Annotated in this window: 15 protein-coding genes; 10 read left to right on the top strand and 5 right to left on the bottom strand. The window is 70.9% G+C overall.

Features of this window, described 5'->3' with window-relative positions:
• The first annotated feature begins 46 nt into the window (after nucleotides 1-46).
• Nucleotides 47-1,279 carry an MFS transporter gene (locus N8J89_RS26465; protein WP_283659719.1) on the top strand — a complete coding sequence of 411 codons (1,233 nt, stop codon included), beginning with the start codon at nucleotides 47-49 and terminating at the stop codon, nucleotides 1,277-1,279.
• Here the strand turns inward: N8J89_RS26465 and N8J89_RS26460 are convergent.
• Complete coding sequence (locus N8J89_RS26460) at nucleotides 1,245-1,718, bottom strand: hypothetical protein (RefSeq protein ID WP_283659718.1); 474 nt, start codon at nucleotides 1,716-1,718, stop codon at nucleotides 1,245-1,247. The two genes, N8J89_RS26465 and N8J89_RS26460, sit on opposite strands and share 35 nt — an antisense overlap.
• Complete coding sequence (locus N8J89_RS26455) at nucleotides 1,705-2,409, bottom strand: TetR/AcrR family transcriptional regulator (RefSeq protein WP_283666250.1); 705 nt, start codon at nucleotides 2,407-2,409, stop codon at nucleotides 1,705-1,707. Before N8J89_RS26455 ends, N8J89_RS26460 begins: the two co-directional genes overlap by 14 nt.
• A gap of 86 nt (nucleotides 2,410-2,495) precedes the next feature.
• Between N8J89_RS26455 and N8J89_RS26450 the strand changes: the two genes are divergently transcribed.
• A complete protein-coding gene (locus tag N8J89_RS26450) occupies nucleotides 2,496-2,795 on the top strand; it encodes a DUF1330 domain-containing protein (protein WP_283659717.1) in 300 nt (99 codons plus the stop codon).
• Here the strand turns inward: N8J89_RS26450 and N8J89_RS26445 are convergent.
• Both N8J89_RS26445 and N8J89_RS26440 read right to left on the bottom strand, forming a co-directional pair.
• On the bottom strand, nucleotides 2,792-3,229 hold the full coding sequence (locus N8J89_RS26445; RefSeq protein ID WP_283659716.1) for a nitroreductase family deazaflavin-dependent oxidoreductase: 438 nt from the start codon (nucleotides 3,227-3,229) through the stop codon (nucleotides 2,792-2,794). The two genes, N8J89_RS26450 and N8J89_RS26445, sit on opposite strands and share 4 nt — an antisense overlap.
• Entirely contained in the window at nucleotides 3,226-4,374 is a 1,149-nt protein-coding gene (locus N8J89_RS26440; RefSeq protein ID WP_283659715.1) for a GDSL-type esterase/lipase family protein, read from the bottom strand. The genes N8J89_RS26445 and N8J89_RS26440 overlap by 4 nt, the downstream gene beginning before the upstream one ends.
• A gap of 477 nt (nucleotides 4,375-4,851) precedes the next feature.
• Here N8J89_RS26440 and N8J89_RS26435 point away from each other — a divergent pair, with 477 nt between their 5' ends.
• From N8J89_RS26435 to N8J89_RS26425, 3 genes are all read left to right on the top strand, one after another.
• Complete coding sequence (locus tag N8J89_RS26435) at nucleotides 4,852-5,538, top strand: PAS domain-containing protein (protein WP_283659714.1); 687 nt, start codon at nucleotides 4,852-4,854, stop codon at nucleotides 5,536-5,538.
• A gap of 2 nt (nucleotides 5,539-5,540) precedes the next feature.
• Nucleotides 5,541-6,323: a thioesterase II family protein gene (locus tag N8J89_RS26430; RefSeq protein ID WP_283659713.1), complete on the top strand. Its 783-nt coding sequence runs from the start codon at nucleotides 5,541-5,543 to the stop codon at nucleotides 6,321-6,323.
• Nucleotides 6,324-6,407: 84 nt separating this feature from the next.
• Nucleotides 6,408-6,614 carry a DUF5988 family protein gene (locus N8J89_RS26425; protein ID WP_252479934.1) on the top strand — a complete coding sequence of 69 codons (207 nt, stop codon included), beginning with the start codon at nucleotides 6,408-6,410 and terminating at the stop codon, nucleotides 6,612-6,614.
• Nucleotides 6,615-6,772: 158 nt separating this feature from the next.
• Here N8J89_RS26425 and N8J89_RS26420 read toward each other — a convergent pair whose 3' ends face one another.
• A complete protein-coding gene (locus N8J89_RS26420) occupies nucleotides 6,773-7,804 on the bottom strand; it encodes a GDP-mannose 4,6-dehydratase (protein WP_283659712.1) in 1,032 nt (343 codons plus the stop codon).
• 627 nt (nucleotides 7,805-8,431) lie between these two features.
• Here N8J89_RS26420 and N8J89_RS26415 point away from each other — a divergent pair.
• From N8J89_RS26415 to N8J89_RS26395, 5 genes are all read left to right on the top strand, one after another.
• Complete coding sequence (locus N8J89_RS26415) at nucleotides 8,432-10,993, top strand: helix-turn-helix transcriptional regulator (protein WP_283659711.1); 2,562 nt, start codon at nucleotides 8,432-8,434, stop codon at nucleotides 10,991-10,993.
• 3 nt (nucleotides 10,994-10,996) lie between these two features.
• Nucleotides 10,997-13,825: an AAA family ATPase gene (locus tag N8J89_RS26410; RefSeq protein WP_283659710.1), complete on the top strand. Its 2,829-nt coding sequence runs from the start codon at nucleotides 10,997-10,999 to the stop codon at nucleotides 13,823-13,825.
• 196 nt (nucleotides 13,826-14,021) lie between these two features.
• Nucleotides 14,022-15,869: an asparagine synthase (glutamine-hydrolyzing) gene (gene asnB, locus N8J89_RS26405; protein ID WP_283659709.1), complete on the top strand. Its 1,848-nt coding sequence runs from the start codon at nucleotides 14,022-14,024 to the stop codon at nucleotides 15,867-15,869.
• 74 nt (nucleotides 15,870-15,943) lie between these two features.
• The gene (locus tag N8J89_RS26400; RefSeq protein WP_283659708.1) at nucleotides 15,944-17,383 is read left to right on the top strand and encodes an NDP-hexose 2,3-dehydratase family protein; all 1,440 of its coding nucleotides are present in this window, start codon (nucleotides 15,944-15,946) and stop codon (nucleotides 17,381-17,383) included.
• Nucleotides 17,384-17,700: 317 nt separating this feature from the next.
• Nucleotides 17,701-19,101 (top strand): glycosyltransferase, encoded by a 1,401-nt coding sequence (locus N8J89_RS26395; RefSeq protein WP_283659707.1) that lies wholly within the window; start codon nucleotides 17,701-17,703, stop codon nucleotides 19,099-19,101.
• Nucleotides 19,102-19,121: the final 20 nt, after the last annotated feature.

Here is a 19,121-nt window from a genome sequence, read left to right as displayed (position 1 = left end):
CCGCGCGATCGGCCGGGCCCGCTGGCGGCTGCTGCCGTTCCTGGCGGTGCTGTACTTCGTCAACTACCTGGACCGGGTCAACGTCGGTGTGGCCGCGGTGCGGATGAACGCCGAGCTCGGCTTCAGCAGCACCGTCTTCGGCCTGGGCGCGGGACTGCTGTTCGTCGGCTACACGCTGTTCGAGCTGCCCAGCAACCAGGTGCTGCGCCGGGTCGGCGCGCGCCGGTGGATCGCGGTGATCACCCTGGGCTGGGGCCTGTGCGCCACCGGCACCGCGTTCATCCAGGACGAGACCGGCTTCTACCTGCTCCGGTTCCTGCTCGGGGTGTGCGAGGCCGGGTTCCTGCCCGGCATGATCCTCTACCTCACCGAGTTCTTCCCCCGGCGCGAGCGCGGCCAGGTCACCGCGCTGTTCATGCTGGCCGTCCCGGTCACCGTGGCCGTCGGCACCCCGCTGTCCACACTGCTGATCGAGCTGGCCGGCTGGCGGTTCATGCTGCTGGCCGAGGGCCTGCCCGCACTGCTGCTCAGTGGACTGGTGCTGGTGCTGCTGCCGGACCGCCCGGAGACCGCCCGCTGGCTGCCCGCCGAGGAGGCGACCGCGCTGCGCGCCGCGCTGGACGCCGACCGGGAGGACGTGGCCGGGCACGGCCGGAGCTCGCTGCGCGCGGCCCTGCGGGACCGGCGGGTCTACCTCATCGCGCTGATCGGCTTCGGCATCAGCGGCGGGCTGTACGCGCTGACCTTCTTCCTGCCGCAGATCGTGGCCGGTCTGCGCGGCGATCTTTCCACTGTCAAGATCGGCCTGGTGGCCGCGGCGCCCTCGGCCGCGGCGGCGCTGTCCATGTGGTGGTACGCCCGCCACTCCGACCGGACCGGCGAGCGCATCCGGCACATCGCCGTCCCGCTGGTCCCGGCCGCGCTGGCGCTGGGCCTCGCGTTGTACCTGGACTCGCCGGTGCTGGTCATGCTGGCGATCACGGTCACCACGGTGGGCGCGTTCATCACCCTGCCGGTGTGGTGGCAGCTGCCCGGCGCGTTCCTGACCGGGGCGGCGGCCAGCGGCGGCATCGCGGTGATCGCCTCGCTGGCCAACACCTCCGGCTTCCTCGCCCCTTACCTGACCGGCTGGCTGCGCGACCTGACCGGGGACTACCGGGCCGGGATGCTGGTCATCGCCGGGTTCATGCTGCTCGCGGCGGGGTGCACGCTGCTGCTCGGCCGGGATCCGGCCTTCCGCCCGGTCACAGGTAGTCGAAGAAGCGGTCCCACCAGCTGAACCGCCCGTGGCGGCTGTGGTGCGGGGCGGCCCCGTCGTAGGTCTGCCACAGCAGGTGCTCGGAGATGGCGTGGTAGCCGAGGGCGGCCAGCGCCGCGCCGATGCGATCGCGGTCGGCCTGCTCGAAGAGCACGTCCTCCTCTTCCTGGTCGTGGCTGCCCGGGTTGCCCAGGGTCACCGCCACCAGCGAGCCGAAGTTGGAGACGGTGAGGGTGAGGTGCTCGGTGGAGGCGGTCGCCTCGGCCGGGATGACGATGGTGCCGTGGTGCGGAACCCACTGCGCCTCGCGCTCGACCGAGCAGTGGCCGAAGCTCGCCTCCACCCGGGTCACCAGCTGCTCGAACCGGCCCCGGTTGGCGGTGCTGTTGTAGTCGCGGGGGTGCTCGGCGGTGTCCAGCTCGCGCAGCAGCGCCCAGGTCCGCTGCTCATCGAGGAACATCGGCGCCCACCGAGTCGAGCAGGTCGAGCAGGTCGGCCCGGTAGAGCGCGGCCGGGTCGGCGGACACCGAACCCAGGTGCCCGAAGACCTCCAGCGTGACCAGCCCGTGCAGCCGCCCCCAGACCCGCAGCGCGAGCGAGACCACCGCGGGCGAGACCTCGGGCACGTCCGCGCGCACCTTGGCCGCGTACCCGGGTGGGAAGGCCGACCAGTCCACCTGGTCCGCCGCCCTGGGCCGCCCGACCTCGGCGACCAGCTGGTTGAGCCCGGCGCAGATCCGCCGCGCGGCCTGTTCGGCCGGTCCGCCGGGCGGTGGCTGGTAGCCGGGCACCGGGTCGCCGTAGACCAGCCGGAAGCCCGCCGGGTTGGCCACCGCCCACGCCCGCAGGGCCTCGCCCCAGGCGAGCAGCCGGTTGCCGGGTTCGCTGGCCGGTACCGCGTCCCGCGCGGACTCCAGCGCGCCGGCCAGCGACTCGCTCAAGCCGCCGATCAACGCGGTGACCAGGTCGTCCCTGGTCGGGAAGTAGCTGTAGATGGCCCTGGCGGTCATGCCCATCTCGCGCGCGATGCCGCGCAGCGAGATCGCGCCCGGCCCGCCCTCGGCCATCTGCGCCAGCGCGATGGTGGTGATCTCCCGGATGGTCTCCGCGCGCAGCCGCTCCCGCCGGGTGGGCGGCTGGTCCGTGGTCATCGGCACCGTTGACACTCTACTGCGTTCCCGTAGTATCCGGCGTGTCAAAGGTACACACCGTGTAGTAAACGACCTTGGGAGCAGGCATGCCCGCGTATGTGCTGGTGGACGCCGTGCAGCTGGACGAGGAGGGCGCGCTGAAGTACCGCGCGCTGGCCGAACCGTCGATCCACCGCTACGGCGGCCGCTACCTGGTGCAGGGGCAGACGCCGGAGGTGGCGGCAGGCAGCTGGCCCTCGCCGGACCGGGTGGTCACGGTGCTGGAGTTCCCGGACATGGCGCGGCTGCGCGAATGGCACGACTCGCCGGAGTACCAGGAGGCGGTGAAGTTCCGGGAGGGCTCGATCGAGCTGCGGATGCTCTTCGTCGAGGGCAGGCGAGCCTAGGCCGGGATGAGGCGGATGACCGCGACCTCGGTCAGGTGCTCGCGGATCACCGAGGCGGGCGCGTCCTTCGGGAACGGCCACATGTTCGCCCCGCCCGGCCGGACGTTGCCCAGATAGGTGGCCAGGACTGTGGCCCCGATGTCCGTTTCCACCAGCTCCGCGCGATAGGTCCGGCCCGGGTCCTGCTCGATCCGGCACGCACCGGCGGCGAGCAGGTTGGCGGTCCAGTCCCGGCGGCGGCTGGGCGAGCAGACGTAGCGCTGCCCGTCCAGCTGGGTCACCGCCAGCGGCACCTCGCGCGGCGTGCCGGTGCGGCGGCCGGGCACGCACAGCACCCGGAGCACGTGGCGGCCCTCGGTGCAGGGCTGCGGTTCGGTCTCGCGGATCTTGGCGATCATCATCGCGTTGCGTTCGCGGTGGGTCGGTTCGGTCACCGTGCGGCTCCGTTGCTCAGCGGGCCGCCGGGGCCGAAGGCCAGTGCGGCGAAGCGGGCCCCGATGCGGCGGTGGGTGGCGGCGTCCGGGTGCAGCCGGTCGGGCAGCGGCAGCTCGGCGAAGTCGGCTTCGCCGTAGAGCTCGCGGCCGTCCAGGTAGTGCAGGTTGGCGTCCTCGGCCTGGCGCTGCTCGACGATGCGGGCCAGTTCCGCGCGGATGACGGTGAGCGTCAGCCTGCCGGGGGCGGGTTCGCCGGTGGCGTGGAAGAGGACCTGGCCGGTGCTGAAGTCGGGCATGCCGGGGCCGGGGGTGTGCTCGTGGATCGGGCACAGGATGGGGGAGACCACCAGCAGCGGGGTCTCCGGGTGGCCCTCGCGGATGGTGTCCAGGAAGCCGTGCACCGCGGGGCCGAAGGCGCGCAGCCGCATCAGGTCGAGGTTGACCAGGTTGATGCCCAGCTTGAGGCTGATCACCTCGGCCGGGGTGTCGCGCAGGGTGCGCGCGGTGAACGGGTCCAGCAGGGCGCTGCCGCTGAAACCGAGGTTGACCAGTTGCACGCCCGCGCTCGCCGCGGCCAGCGCGGGCCAGGTGCCGGTGGGGCTGGCCGCGTTGGAGCCGTGGCTGATCGAGCTGCCGTGGTGCAGCCAGGTGCGGCCCTGCGGTGGCACGGGCTCGATCGGGGCGTCGGTGCGCAGGTCGGCCAGCTCGGTCAGCTCGTTGTGCGGCAGCCAGATCTCCACCTGCTTGGCGCGCTCGGGCAGTCCTCCGAAGCGGACCGTGCCGACCGGACCCTGCTGGGCCTGGGTGGTGCCGGTGGCCAGGTCGATCAGCACGGTGTTGCCGCCGGTGGTGCTCGCCTTCGCGGTCAGCTCGCCGTCGACGAGCAGGTCGTAGACGCCGTCGGGCCGCGGGGGCGCGCCCTGGTAGGCCATCGTGGTGCGCAGGGTGTCCAGCTCGATGGCCGTGGCGGTGGTGCGGAAGACCAGGCGGACACCGGAAGGCTGGGCCTCGGCCATGGCCAGCTGGCCGTCGGCGCACTGCGCGCGGGCGCGGGCCGGCAGGCGGTGCGGCCGGAGACCGTGCTCGGTGCGCTCCAGTTCCAGCGCGCCGCGCACCAGGTCCGCGGTGATGGGTCGGGTGATCACCAGCCCAGCCTAGACCGCGTCCGGAAATCGCCAGGCACCTTATCGACACCGCGGTTATGTCCCTACCTCAAGAATTAGTCAAATCGGTGACTGCCCGCTCTTGAGGTCCAGTTGAGGTGCCGTGCGGGTGTGGATGACAGGAAATGTAGTACTTCCATTCGCAATCATCGGAGAAGGCCGCCTATCCGGCTACTGCGGGTGATTGTCGGCTGCGTTCGGTCACAAAACCGGTCGAATTGGCCGGTGGTCGCCGGTCCGGCTACCGCCAACTGGCCGCATTGCTCCAGGTCATTGCGGGGGTCCGCACGGTCCGAACCTGCTCCGCCTGCGGACCACAGTGTTAAGACAGGCTGTTGGACTCTCGTTGACATGACTTGGGTGGCCACAGACGATCCATTCCGTAAGGGGCCACCCAACCGGGTGAAGGTGCCGGGCGGGTTTGGATCACAATCTCTCAACGGGAGGACTGATCATCCGATGAGTGCTGACGTGGCGGCGACGGCTTTGCATGAGTCGGTTAGCGGAATGCGGAAGGTTGACGACGCGCAGGAAATAGTCAGGTCTCTCTTCGACCAGTCCGGAATCTGTGTGGCGACGCTGGACTCGTCACTCCGGGTCATCGAGGCCAACGCGAAGCTCCTTCGTCTCTTTGGCAGGTCTGCGGGCGACACCTGCGGGCGAACGTTCGTGGAGCTGCTGCACGCCAGCGTGCGGGAAAGCGTCACGCAGGGCCTCGGCCGACTGCTCGACGGGCAGAAGACCCGGTTCACCAGCCAGATCGCGGGCCTGCGCAGCGGCGAGCCGGACTTCAGCGGTGAGCTGACCGGGGTGGCGGTGGCAGGCGAGGGTGGCAAGGTGCAGCGCATCATGGTCATCGTGCGCCCGGAGGCCAGCGACCGCAGTGGTCACATGCTGTCATCGAGCCGGAAGCTGCTCACGGACATGGACGCGCGCATTCTGGAAGGCGTGGCGGCCGGGATTTCCACCGTGCAGCTCGCCTCCATGCTCCACCTGAGCCGGGGCGGCGTCGAATACCACGTGACCACGCTGTTGCGCCGGTTGAAGGCGAAGAACCGTCCCGCGCTGGTTTCCAAGGCGTATTCTATGGGCCTGTTCGGGGTGGGTTCGTGGCCACCCCGGGTGCTGCCCAGCTACGTCAAGTGAACATGACGAAGGGAACGCCCGTGGCGATAGCCGATACCGAGACGACCCAGTGGATCCGACGGTTCCACCCCTCGGCGGCAAGTAGTACCAGACTGGTGTGCTTACCGCACGCCGGGGGTTCGGCCAGCTTCTACTACCCGGTATCCCAGAAGCTCGCGCCCGCGGTCGACGTGGTCGCGATCCAGTATCCGGGCCGGCAGGACCGGCTGCGCGATCAAGGTGTCCCGGATATTGAGAGACTGGCTGACCACATTGCCGATGAGCTTGCCCGGTTGACGCCCAAACCGACGGTGTTGTTCGGGCACAGCATGGGCGCGGCGATCGGTTTCGAGCTCGCGCTCCGGCTGGAGCGCGCGGGCGCCGGTGCGGTGGAGCTGGTCGCCTCCGGGCGGCGGGCTCCCTCGACCACCCGGCCGGAACGGGTTCATCTGCTCGGCGATGACGCGATCATCGCCGAGATGGCCACTCTCAACGGGACCTCCGGCGCGGTGCTGGCCGATGAGGAGATCCTGCGGATGAGCCTGCCCGCGCTGCGCAACGACTACCGGGCCATCGAGACCTACCGGGCCCCGGCCGACCGCCGGCTGCGCACGCCGATCACCGTGCTCACCGGAGACGCCGACCCGAAGACCACCATGGCCGAGGCGGAGGCATGGCGCGGGCACACCGAGGGCGAGTTCCGGGTCGAGGTGTACCCCGGCGGCCACTTCTTCCTCGCCGAGCACCAGGACGCGGTGCGCGCCCAGCTGACCCGGGCGCTGGCCGCAGGCCGCACGGCGGTGTGACGAAACTCCAGGACCGCGTCCTTTGGCGATTTCCCTAGTGACGAATGTCGCACAATAAAGATAACCCAGAGGAGGCATCGAAAGATGAGCACTCGAATCTTTTTGTCCGGCGGTCCGGTCGAGCAGTCCAGGATTGAGCAGGTCTGGCACGTGGACCGGCTCGACGAGAAAATCAAGGTGGCATTCGGGGCGGGGTACGAGCACTTCGCCTACCACGGCCAGAACCGTCGGATCGGCGAGGAGAACCTGCCGGTCTACACCTGGTGCGGGAGCACGAAGATCGCGGAATGAAGTGATCTGCCGATCAGGGCCGGTACGACCCGCTGTCGTACCGGCCCGGTCGTGTGTCCGAAGTCGGACAGCCTTTGTCGTCCCTTGTCCTTCGTTCGGCTGACAACACAACGGCGCGCCGGCGGGTGGGTCCGCCGGCGCGCCGGGAGTACTGCGGACTACCAGCCAGCGGCGGGCAGCAGTTCCTCGATCTGGTTGTTCCTGGTGGCCGAGCGGAGATCGGACTCCACCATCATGTTCATCAGTTCGGTGAAGTCCACGCTGGGCTTCCAGCCGAGTTCCACCTGGGCCCGGCTGGCATCCGCGCACAGGGTCTCCACCTCGGCGGGGCGCACCAGTTCGGGGTCGATGACCACGTAGTCGCGCCAGTCCAGGTCCACCGCCTCGAAGGCGATCCGGACCGCGTCCTTCACCGAATGCATCCGGCCGGTGCCGATGACGTAGTCGGTGGGCTCGTCCTGCTGCAGCATCAGGTGCATGGCCCGCACGTAGTCCCCGGCGAAACCCCAGTCGCGCACCGCGTCCAGGTTGCCAAGGCGCAGCTCCTTCTGCAGGCCGAGCTTGATCTGGGCCACCGCGAGGGAGATCTTGCGGGTGACGAACTCGGCGCCGCGGCGGGGCGACTCGTGGTTGAACAGGATGCCGGAGACCCCGTACATGCCGAAGGACTCGCGGTAGTTCTTGGTGATGAAGTGGCCGTAGGCCTTGGCCACGCCGTAGGGGCTGCGGGGGTGGAAGATGGTGGTCTCGCTCTGCGGGGTCTCGGCCACCTTGCCGAACATCTCCGAGGAGGAGGCCTGGTAGAACCGGATCTGGTCGTTGCCGCCGGTCCGGGACTTGTCCAGGCCGCAGACCAGCCGGATCGCCTCCAGCATGCGCAGCGCGCCCATGCCGTTGACCTCGGTGACCAGCTCGGCCTGCTGCCAGGACAGCGGCACGAAGGAGATCGCGCCCAGGTTGTAGACCTCGTCCGGCTGGACCATGTCCACCGCCGAGATCAGGCTGCCCTGGTCGAGCAGGTCCCCGTCCACGAACGACAGGTCCTTGACCAGCCTGCTCACCCGCGACTTGCGCGGGTTGGACTGCCCACGGATCAGGCCCCACACCTGGTATCCCTGCTCCAGCAGGTACTCGGCCAGGTAGGAGCCGTCCTGTCCGGTAACTCCAGTGATCAGCGCTCGCCTACACACGCGGTCTCCTTGATGCGGTCACAAGTGCGGTGTCGCGAGTGGACCATCAGGGTGACTCACCCGCTCTTCGGACTAATGAAACAGTTGCGGCACTTGGAAATGGCTAGATGATGTGGATCTTGCGACGGCCCCGGCTGCCTCGGCGGATGGGGGAGGCGCGGCCCCGGCGTCGGGTTATCGCCGGGGTCCGCGCATCCCGGGGAGAGGTGGCCGTCGCAGGCGAGTCTCGGCTGGCCGGGACCGGGAAACTGCTAGGAGTGAGACCGGCTGTGGCCAAAGGATCCTGGAATCGAGGTTTCTGTTCCGCCGGGGCGGGAACGGGCCGTACCGGCCGCGAGCTGGCGGGAACCTGTCATCAGCACGTAACTCCAGGGCTGCCCTCTTCGAAACCAGCGAGTTCCTGGATCAAGCGCAGCTCAAATTTTCTGCAAAACCCCAGGACCGGCTTCAATATACTTGATATGGGTCTTTGCTGGTCGTCGCCGGTCATGGAGAGTGCGAACTCCAAACCGTACTAAGGGCAGCGGGTTCGAGGGATGCGGATGTGTCGGCCGCCGATCACGAATAGTGCTCGGAGCTGGGTGGGGCTTGCCTTCTGTCGGTTGCAGAACCCGGATAGGGGTCACCATGAGCCTTGTCCACCTCGTCGTCGAGGACGAGTCAGCAAGTGATACTTCGGCGGTCAGCGTTCTGGATGAGTTGGTTGACGAACTGGAAGCAGGTCAATCGAACATTGCCGGTGTCAGTGGCCCGATAGGTTCGGGTCGCTCGTTCCTGTTGCGGCACGCGGTCAGCCGCGCGCGTTCACTGGGACTCGGTGTGACGTTAGCGCCGTGCCCACCCTCGGAGTCGGAGATTCCGTACGCGGTGGTGACCAGGCTGCTCTCCGAGCTGCTCCCGCCGGAGCGGATCGCCGACCTCGCGGTCAGCTGCGAGCGCGCCCCGTGCGCGAGCGACCTCAACGCGTTGCTGTGCCGGGAGTTCACCGCGCTGGCCGCGGGCAGGCCGCTGCTGGTGGCCGTGGACGACCTGCACTGGGCGGACCGCTGGTCCCGGAACTGGTTCGCCGAGATGGCCGGCCGGGCGCCGGAGACGCCGATCCTGTTGCTGGGCTCGGCGCACGGCCCGCTGGAGCGGGTGGTGGACGCCGCCGCGCCGATCCAGCTGCGGCTGCCGCCGTTCTCCGTGCGGGACATCGCCGACCTGCTGACCAAGGCCACCGGCCACCCGGTGGAGGAGGCGGTGGCGCGGGCGACCGCGCGGGCGGCCATGGGCAGGCCCGCGGTGGCGGCCGCGGTGGCCGGGCACTTCGCCGCCACCGGCCAGCCGCTGACCCCGCCCCGGCTGACCGAGGTCTACGAGGTCGCGCGGCGGGACTGGTCGGAGCGGATCACCAGGGTGGTGCGCACGCTGCCGCTGGACGCGGTGGCCCTGCTGCGCGCGATGGCCGTCGGTGGCCGGGACTTCGGCTTCGAGATGACCGCCGCGCTGGCCCAGCCGCGTTCGGCCGGGGTGCTGGACGCGCTGGAGATCCTGGTCGACGCCGGACTGGTGGTCGGCGGCGGCACACCCCGGCTGGCCTGCCCCTCGGTGGCGGTGGACGCCTTCTCCGGACGGGACGCCGCGGAGCGTGCCGCCTTGGGCATGCGCGCGGCCGAACTGGGTCGCGCGGTCGAAATGGGAGCGCTCACAGTGGCCGAGCTGCTCGGTGGCGTGCCGGTGGCCGGGCAGCAGTGGGTGGGCGAGGTCTTCGCCGAGGCGTCGGAATGCCTGCTCAGGGAGGGCAAGCGGGCCGCGGCGGTAGCGGCCCTGCGGCGCGCCCTGCGCGAGCCGATGGCCGAGGCCGCCCGCGCCCGGCTGCTCATCCGGCTGGCCGGCCTTGAGGTGGTGGACCTGCCGGAGGCCAGCGACGGCAGGCTCCGGCAGGTGCTCATCCGGCACACCGGCCTGGACACCTGGAGCCCGGTGGTCGAGGCGGCCGACCTGCTGCTGAGCCGGGGCGACGCGGAGACCACCCGCAGGCTGGTCTCCGACGTGCACCGCGAGGCGGCCGCCACCCGGCCGCGCGCCCAGCTCACCCCGCTGGCCGCGCTGGGCTGGCTGGCCCAGGACGAGGCGGGCCCCGACCTGGAGACCCCGGCCGCGGTGCTGCCCGCGCCACCGCCGGTCCCGCGGGACGGGGCCGAGGCCGCGGTGCTGGCCTGGCAGCTGGCCAGCCGGGCCGAGGACCGGCCCAGGGTGCTGGAGCTGGCCAGGACCGCGCTGGCCGAGGACAGCGGCGCGCCGCTGATGTGCCGCTTCGCCGCGGCCCGCGCGCTGATGTGCGCCGATGAGTTCGGCGAGGCCTACGCCGGGTACGAGTCGGTGGTGCGGCTGGCCCGCAGGCGCGGGGCCAGGGCGGCCGCCGCGCAGGCGCTGCTGGCCCAGGCCGGGCTCATCCTGCGGCGCAGCGGCGAGGCCGAGCACGCGCTGGCCGGGGTCGAGGCGGCCAAGCTGGAGCTGCCGCCGGAGTCCTGGCACCCGGCGCTGGGCTCCCGGCTGACCGCGGCCGAGATCATGGCCAACATCCGCCTCGGCAGGCTGGACGCGGCCCGGCAGCTGGCTTATCGGCAGTCCGCGCAGCCGGCCGACCACGGGGTCGGCTGGAGCTTCCTGCTCTTCGCCCGCGCCGAGCTGCTGCTGGTCGGCGGCGAGCCGGACCGGGCGCTGGTGCTCTTCGAGGAGTGCGGCCGGGTGCTGCTCAGCCGGGGCTGGCGCAACCCGGTGCTGCTCCCGTGGCGCTTCGGCGCCTCGCTGGCGCACCAGCTGCTGGGCGCCACCGAGGAGGCGCTGGCGCTGCGCGCCGAGGAGGACGCGGTGCTGGAGCGGTGGGGCGTGGCCGACGCGCTGGCCCTGCCGGGGGAGGGGGCGCTGGCCGCCTTCCGCGCGATCGGGCTGGAGATCCCGGACCTGCCCGCGCAGCCGGACGATCGGGCGCCCGCCGCCGATCCGCTGGCCGCGCTGACCCCGGTGGAGCGCGAGGTGGTGCTGCTGGTGCTGGGCGGCAAGGCCAACGGCGAGGTCGCCGCCGAGCTGGGCGTCACCCGGCGCACGGTGGAGCTGCGGCTGACCAAGGTCTACCGGAAGCTGGCCGTGCGCGGGCGGGACGAGCTGCTCGCGCGCCTGGGCGCCGCCGTGAGCAGGTGCTGAGTGATGCTGCGGGAACGCGGGCCGGAGCTGCGGATGCTGCGCGCGGCGGTGCAGGAGGTCGAGTCCGGCCGCGGCGCCGTGCTGCACATCGGCGGACCGGCGGGCACCGGCCGCACCGCGCTGGCGCGGGCGCTGGCCGAGCTGGCCCAGGCCGAGGGCGCGATGGTGCTCAAGGCCAGCGCGGCGGAGTCGGAACGGGACCTGGCCGTCGGCGTGGTGCGGCAGCTGGTGAACCCGCTGGTGTCGCGGGGCGGTGAGCCGGGGGACACCTCGCACGGCATGCTCTCGGCCATCCTCAACGGCGGGCTGGACCAGGACAGCGAGCTCGGGCCGGGTTCGCTGAGCTGTTTTGTGCACGGGCTGCACGCCACGCTGAAACGGCTCAGCGGCGACCGGACCGTGGTCACGGTGGTGGACGACCTGCACTGGGTGGACGAGGCATCGCTGCGCGCGCTGGCCTTCCTGGCCACCCGGCTGCGCGGGGCCAGGCTGCTGCTGGCGGTGACCGCGCCGGACGCGGTGTGCGAGCGGGCCCCCCTGGTGCAGGAGATCCTGGACTCGGCGGAGTACCGGCTGGAGTCGCGGGCCTTCACCCCGGCCACCACCGCCACCCTGGCCGCGCAGCGCTTCGGCGCGGACTGCGACCCGGCCTTCGCCGCGGTCTGCCACGAGGTCACCGGCGGGGTGCCGAAGTCCTTGCTGGCCCTGCTCGATCGCGCTGCGGGACAACGGTTGTGGGGTCAGTCGCCGGATGTGCCGCGGATGCGCGAGCTGGCCGGGTCGCTGCGCCGGGAGCAGCTGCGCGGCCTGCTGCGCCGGGACCGGGTGGTCTCGGCCTTCGCCACCGCGATGGTGATCCTGGGCGAGCAGGCCACCGATGTGCTGCTGGCCAGGCTCAGCGAGCTGACCCCCGCCGAGTGCCGCACCGCGGAGAGCGTGCTGCGCCGGATGGGCGGCGCGGTGGAGGAGGTGGTGGGCAGGCTGGTGCCCACCCCCGCGCTGACCAAGGTGGTCTCGGAGGTCATCGGCTCCGCGGAGAGCTCCCGGCTGCACCGCGCGGCCGCCGACCACCTGGAGGAGTGCGGGGCCGGCCCGGAGGAGGTGGCCGGGCAGCTGGTCCAGGTGGACGGCATGCACGACCGCAGGGGGCTGGACCTGCTCAAGGCGGCCGCGGTCTCCGCGCGCAGGCGCGGCGCGCCGGAGACCGCGGTCCGCTACTTCCGGCGGGCGCTGCTGGACTCGCCGCCGGATGACGGCCGCCGCGCGGAACTGCTGCTGGAGCTGGCCGCCACCGAGCTGGACGCCTGGCCCGCGGCGGCCAAACAGCACCTGGTGCAGGCCGCCCGGCTGCTGCCGGATGACCGCAGCCGGGCCGAGGCACTGTCCTGGATGCCGTTGCGGGTCTCCGGCTACGACCCGCAGCTGGCCGAGCTGCTGCGCGAGGTGCGCGGCAGGCTCGGCCCGGAATGCGCGCTCAGCGGGCACGAGCGAAACGTGGCGTTGCGGCTGGAAGCGCGCTGGCGGCAGGCCGGGATGACCGACGGCAAACTGCTGGCCACGGCGGGAAACCGGTTGCGGGAGCTGGGTTTTGACGGCAGCCGGGCCTGTCCGGCCGAGCGCGAGCTGCGGGTGGTGCTGCTGGAGGCGGTGACGCTGACCGGGGAGGTGCACTGCGCCGAGGTGGCCAGGATGGCCCGCCAGATCGTCGCGCAGGTGCCCGCCAGCTCGGTGCAGATCAGCTCGTTCATGCAGATCCTGCCCGCGGTGCTGCTGGCCGCCGACCAGGGCGACGCGGCCTCCTCCTGGCTGGAGGCGGTGCTGGCGCACACCCGCAGGCCCGCGCCGCCGGCGTTCCAGTCCCTGGTGCAGGCGCAGCTCGCCTTCACCCTGCTGGGCCGGGGCGAGGTGGCCAGGGCCAAGGAGACCGCGATCAACGCGGTGGACCTGGTCGGCGGGGACACCCAGGAGATGATCGTGACCTCGGCGCTGGCGCTGGGCGCGGTCGCCATGGTCACCCGCGACGTGGAGCTGGCCAAGCGGGCGCTGGAGATCACCGGTTCGGAGACCGACCTGCGGATGTACACGTTGCGGCGCACCATGCGCGGCGCGCTGGCCGAGGGCGCCGGTGACCACGAGGGCGCGCTGGCCCAGGTGCTCGACGGCGGCAACCGGCTGGAGCGGGCGGGCTGGCGCAACCAGGCGGTGCTGCCCTGGCTGTGCCTGGCCGCCGGGCTGCACCACCGGCTCGGGCAGCGGAGCGAGGCGGTCGCGCTGGCCGAGGAGCACCTGCGCCGGGCGGTGGCCTGGGGCTCGCCCAACGGGATCGGCCGGGCCAGCCACGTGCTCGGCCTGCTCACCCCCGGCCCGCGCGGGATCGAGCACCTGCGCCAGGCCGCGGAGACCTTCCGGCAGACCGGCAACCGCACCGAGCTGTCCTGGACGCTGCGGCGGCTGGGCAAGCGGATGCGCACCACCTCACCGGCTGAGGGGGAGCGGGTGCTGGCGCACGGGATGCGGCTGGCCGAGCAGCTCCTGGAGTCCTCAGGGGCAGAAGAAAGCGTCCTGACGAGAACTCGCCAGCGTCCCGACCCGGTGCTCAGCCCGAGCACTCCGGCCTCGGTTTCGCGGCTGACCAGGACCGAGGCGACGGTGGCCGAGCTGGCCGTGCGCGGCCTGGGCAACCACGAGATCGCGACCCGGCTGGAGATCAGCCGCAGGGCCGTGGAGAAGCACCTGACCAGCTCTTATCGCAAGCTGGGCATCGAGCGGCGGGCACAGCTCGCGGACGCGCTCAGGGTGGCCGCGCGACCCTCCGGCGGACCGGTCGGCTGACTGCGAAGGAGACGCCGACGGGGGTGGCGGGACGGCCGGAACCGGCCGCTCGCGGCCCCGTCGGCGACTGGTGTATCCCGCAACACTGGGGAAGTCACTAGACCTGCGCCGGTACCACTGCATCGATGCGGCCGCCGGCATCCGGCGAGCGCTGGATGTCGTCTTTCCTGTTCCCGAGCGTGGTGGAGGCTTTCGCATGTGCGGAATCACCGGCTGGATCGCATTCGACCGTGACCTGACCCAGGAGCGGCAGGCCCTGGAGGCGATGACGGACACGATGTGCTGTCGTGGCCCCGACGACGGCGGCGCGTGGGTCCGCAGGCACGTCGCCTTCGGCCACCGCCGCCTGGCGATCATCGACCTGGCCGGTGGCAAGCAGCCGATGACCGTGGACACCCCCGACGGCGAGGTGGCGCTGACCTACAGCGGCGAGGTCTACAACTACGTCGAGCTGCGCGACGAACTGCGCGCCCGCGGCCACCGGTTCACCACCGCCAGCGACACCGAGGTGGTGCTGCGCGCCTACCTGGAGTGGGGCCCGGAGTTCGCCGAGAAGCTCAACGGCATGTACGCCTTCGGCATCTGGGACGCCCGGTCGGACCGGCTGGTGCTGGTGCGCGACCGGCTCGGCATCAAGCCGCTGTACTACTACCCGACCGGCGGCGGGCTGCTCTTCGGCTCGGAGTCCAGGGCCATCCTGGCGCACCCCGAGGCCGAGACGGTGATCAACCTCGAAGGCATGCGCGAGATGTTCGGCGCCTGCAAGACCCCCGGGCACGGCGTGTGGGCCGGGATGCGTGAGGTGCGACCCGGCGGACTGGTGCTGCTGGACCGCGGCGGGCTGCGCGAGCGGGTCTACTGGAAGCTGACCCCGCGCGAGCACACCGCCGACCTGGACACCACCATCAGCGAGGTGCGGGACCTGCTCGGCGACATCGTGCGCCGCCAGCTGGTCTCCGACGTGCCGCGCTGCGTGCTGCTCTCCGGCGGCCTGGACTCCAGCTCGCTGACCGCGGTGGCCGCGCGGGAACTGGCGGAGCAGGGCGAGCGGGCGCGCAGCTTCACCGTGGACTTCACCGGCCTGACCGACAACTTCCAGCCCGACTCCATGCGCGGCACCCCGGACTCGCCGTACGCCAGGGAGGTGGCCGCGCACGTCGGCGCCGAGCACCGGGACATCGTGCTGTCCCCGGATGCCATGCTGGACCCGGAAACCAGGGCCGCGGTGGTGCAGGCGCGCGGGTTCCCGATCGGCATCGCGGACGTGGACGTCTCGCTGTACCAACTGTTCAAGGCGATCCGGGAGCACTCCACGGTGGCGCTCTCCGGCGAGGGCGCGGACGAGGTGTTCGCCGGGTACCCGTGGTTCCACATCCCGGCCATCCGCGAGTCCGGCATCTTCCCGTGGATGATGCCGCTGGTGGAGATGCTGGCCGAGGCCGAGGTCGACGAGATCTTCAACGACCGGCTCTCCGCGAACCTGGACCTGGAGACCTACATCCAGGACCAGTACCGCACCGCGGTCGCCGAGATCGACCGCTTCGACGGCGACGACGATGACGAGCACGCCACCAAGGTGCTGAAGTACCTGCACATCACCCGGTTCCTGCCGCTGCTGCTGGACCGCAAGGACCGGATCAGCATGGCGGTCGGGCTGGAGGTGCGGGTGCCCTTCTGCGACCACCGCCTGGTGGAACAGGTCTACAGCGTGCCGTGGGACATGATGACCTTTGACCGCAGGGAGAAGAGCCTGCTGCGCGCGGCCACCGGGCCGCTGCTGCCGGAGAGCGTCGCGCAGCGGGTGAAGAGCCCGTACCCGGCCACCCAGGACCCGCGTTACGCCGCCGAGCTCCAGCGGATGGCCAAGGAACTGTTGGCGGGCAAGGACCACCCGGTCTTCGAGATCATGAACCGCAAGTGGGTCGAGGAGACGATGAGCGTGGATCCGGCCGCCATGCCCGAGGTGGTGCGGGAGAGCCTGGACCGGGTGCTGGACGCGGCCTCCTGGATCGAGGTGTACCGGCCGCGGCTGGAGCTGGGCTGAACTCTGGGGAAGTCCCTACCCCAGCGCGTGTACCAACGGCAGTGAGCATGCAGCCGATGGCGCGAGGAGCCGTTATGAGCAGTCGGACCGGAACCCCGCCCCTGCGCAAGCCGGACCAGGTCCTGCGCCATCGGCTGGCCCGCTCGGCCTGTGAGGTCGCGGGCACCCGGCACACGCCGGGCGATGTGCTGGCCTGGATGGACGAGCGCGCCCAGGTGCAGACGCACGAGGTCGAGGTGATCGCGTTCGACGAGCTGGACCGGTGGGGCTTCGACCGGCTCACCGGCAACATCCAGCACGACACCGGCCGGTTCTTCAGCGTGCAGGGCCTGAGCGTGGAGACCAGCTCGGGGTCGGTCGGCAGCTGGACCCAGCCGATCATCAACCAGCCGGAGATCGGCATCCTGGGCATCCTGGTCAAGGAGTTCGACGGGGTGCTGCACTGCCTGATGCAGGCCAAGCAGGAACCGGGCAACGTCAACGGCGTGCAGCTGTCCCCGACCGTGCAGGCCACCCGCAGCAACTACACCCAGGCGCACGGCGGGGCCGCGGTGCCGTACCTGGACTACTTCCGCGACTTCGCCCAGCACCGGGTGCTGGCCGATGTGCTCCAGTCCGAGCAGGGCACCTGGTTCTACCGCAAGCGCAACCGCAACATGATCGTCGAGGTGGACACCGAGGTCGAGCTGTTGGACGACTTCCAGTGGGTCACCCTTGGGCAGCTCAACGCGTTGCTGGCGCACGACGACGCGGTGAACATGGACGCCCGGACCGTGCTGTCCTGCATGCCCGCGGGCTTCGAGGGCGCGCACGACACCGTCGGCGACGGGCTGGCCGAGGCGATCGCGCGCTCCTGCGACGCCTACGCCGGCAGCATCTCCTCCAGTGCGGAGGTGCTGAGCTGGATCACCTCCCGGCAGTCCGAGCACCAGATCAGCACCGAGCTGATCCCGCTGCGCTCGGTGCGGAACTGGCGGCACACCGAGCGGGAGATCCACCACGAGAGCGGTGGCTTCTTCAGCGTGATGGCGGTGCGGGTCAAGACGAACAGCCGCGAGGTCTCCGGCTGGACCCAGCCGCTGATCCAGCCGCACGGCCTGGGCGTGGTGGCCATGCTGGTGAAGAACGTCGACGGGGTGCTGCACGCGCTGGTCAACGCCAGGGTCGAACCGGGCTACCTGGACGTGGTCGAGCTGGCCTCCACCGTGCAGTGCAGCCCGGAGACCTACACCAAGCTGGGCATGGAGCAGCACCGACCGCCGTTCCTGGACCACGTGCTCAGCGCCGAACCCGGCCGGATCCTGTTCGACACCGTGCTCTCGGAGGAGGGCGGCCGGTTCTACCACGCGCGCAACCGGTACATGGTCATCGAGGTGGCCCCCGACTTCGGCGGCGACGAACTGCCCGACTACCGCTGGCTCACCCTGCACCAGCTCAACGGCCTGCTCCAGCACAGCCGCTACGTCAACGTCGAAGCGCGCAGCCTCATCGCCTGCCTCCGCGGCCTCCGCTAACCCCCACCCCACCGTGTTGGCCGAACTGGTACGGCGTGTTGGCCGTTTTCGTACCGAGTGTTGGCCGTTGTCGTACGTGGTGTTGGCCGAACCGGTAGGGCAGCGGACGACGGCGTCGCAGCCCGGCCATCCTGGGGTCCCAGTGTGGCCAACACACGGTCGTACTTCGGCCAACACACCGTGCGAGATCGGCCAACACACCGTGCGAGATCGGCCAACACTGCGTGCGAGATCGGCCAACACGGGTGGGGACTGGGGGTTTTCCGGGTTGGGGTGTGGGAGAACGTACTGGTGTCGTCTCTGGGAAGGTGCTGCGGATGAGTGCGGATGACCGGCGGCCCGTGTTGTTCGTCAGCAGGCCGGAGAGCGGGTTGCTGAACCCGATGCTGGTGCTGGCCGGTGAACTGGCCGATCGGGGGGTGCCCGATGTCTGGTACGCCACCGACGAGTCGCGGCGCGGCCAGATCGAGGAGCGCGGGTTGTCCTTCGCCTCGCTCGGCAGGGGCGCGCCGGAACTGTCACTGTCCACAATGGACGATGGGGCATATTCCCGGTTCTCCAGCCGGAAGCGGTTCGTCTCGCACCGGGAGTCGCTGCGGATGGTCATGCAGCCCAAGCTGATGGCCGAGGAGTACCGCAAGCTGACCGCGGCGGTGGACGAGCTCAAGCCCGCGCTGATGGTGATCGAGAGCGCCAGCAGCTTCGCCACCTCGCTGGCCATCGCGCGCGGCATCCCGTTCGTGGCCACCCTGCCCTTCCTGCCCAGCCACTCCTACGCCTCCTGGGTGCCGCTGCTGGCGAAGTCGCACCTGCCCAAGGGTTTTCCGCGCCCGAACACCGGGCTGCCCTACCCGATGAACCCGCTCCAGAAGCTGCGCAACATGGTTTTTGGCCTGCGCACCTTGGCCATGTACATGGGGCCGAAGATGCGGCCGCACCTCCAGGAATATGTCAAGCTGCAGATCGAGTGCGGTATCACCCGCGAGGCGATGCGCACCGACGGACAGGTCACCGACTCCAAGATGGTCATGGCGTTCTCGGTGGCGGAGGTGGACTTCCCGTTCCCGAAGCCGGAACGGCTGGAGCTCACCGGCGCGATGCTGCCGCCGCTGCCGGAGGTGCCCGGCCGCACCGAGGTGGGGGAATGGCTGGACCAGCACGACTCCGTTGTCTACATCGGACTCGGCACGCTGGCCAGGCTCAGCCGCGCCGACGTGGCCGGGATCGTGCAGGTGGCCAGGAACCTGGAGGGCCGCCACCACGTGCTGTGGAACCTGCCCAAGGAGCGGCACCAGCTGCTGCCCGCGGACCTGCCGTCGAACCTGCGCATCGAGTCCTGGCTGCCCTCCCAGTACGACGTGCTGGCCCACCCCAGCGTCAAGGTCTTCTTCACCCACGCCGGCAGCAACGGCTTCCACGAGAGCCTGTACTTCGGCAAGCCGATGGTGACCCGGCCGATGTTCGCCGACTGCCACGACATCGCCACCCGCGGCGAGCACTTCGGCGTCAGCCTGACCGTGCGCCGCCCGCACCTGATCGAGCCCGCGGACATCACCGCCAAACTGACCAGGGTGCTGATCGAGCCCTCGTTCCGGGCCAACGCCGAGCGGATCGCCAAGGTGCAGCAGGCCGCCGGTGGCCGGGAGCGGGCCGCGGAGCTGCTGCTCCAGCTGCTCAAGGGCGAGCTCGCCGAGCAGCCGACCCGGTCCACCACCTGAGCGCGGGCCGGAGGAGGAGC

Source organism: Crossiella sp. CA-258035 (assembly GCF_030064675.1).
Classification (GTDB): Bacteria; Actinomycetota; Actinomycetes; order Mycobacteriales; family Pseudonocardiaceae; genus Crossiella.
Note: the sequence above shows the minus strand (reverse complement) of the source record. Positions and strands in the feature narration are given on the sequence as shown.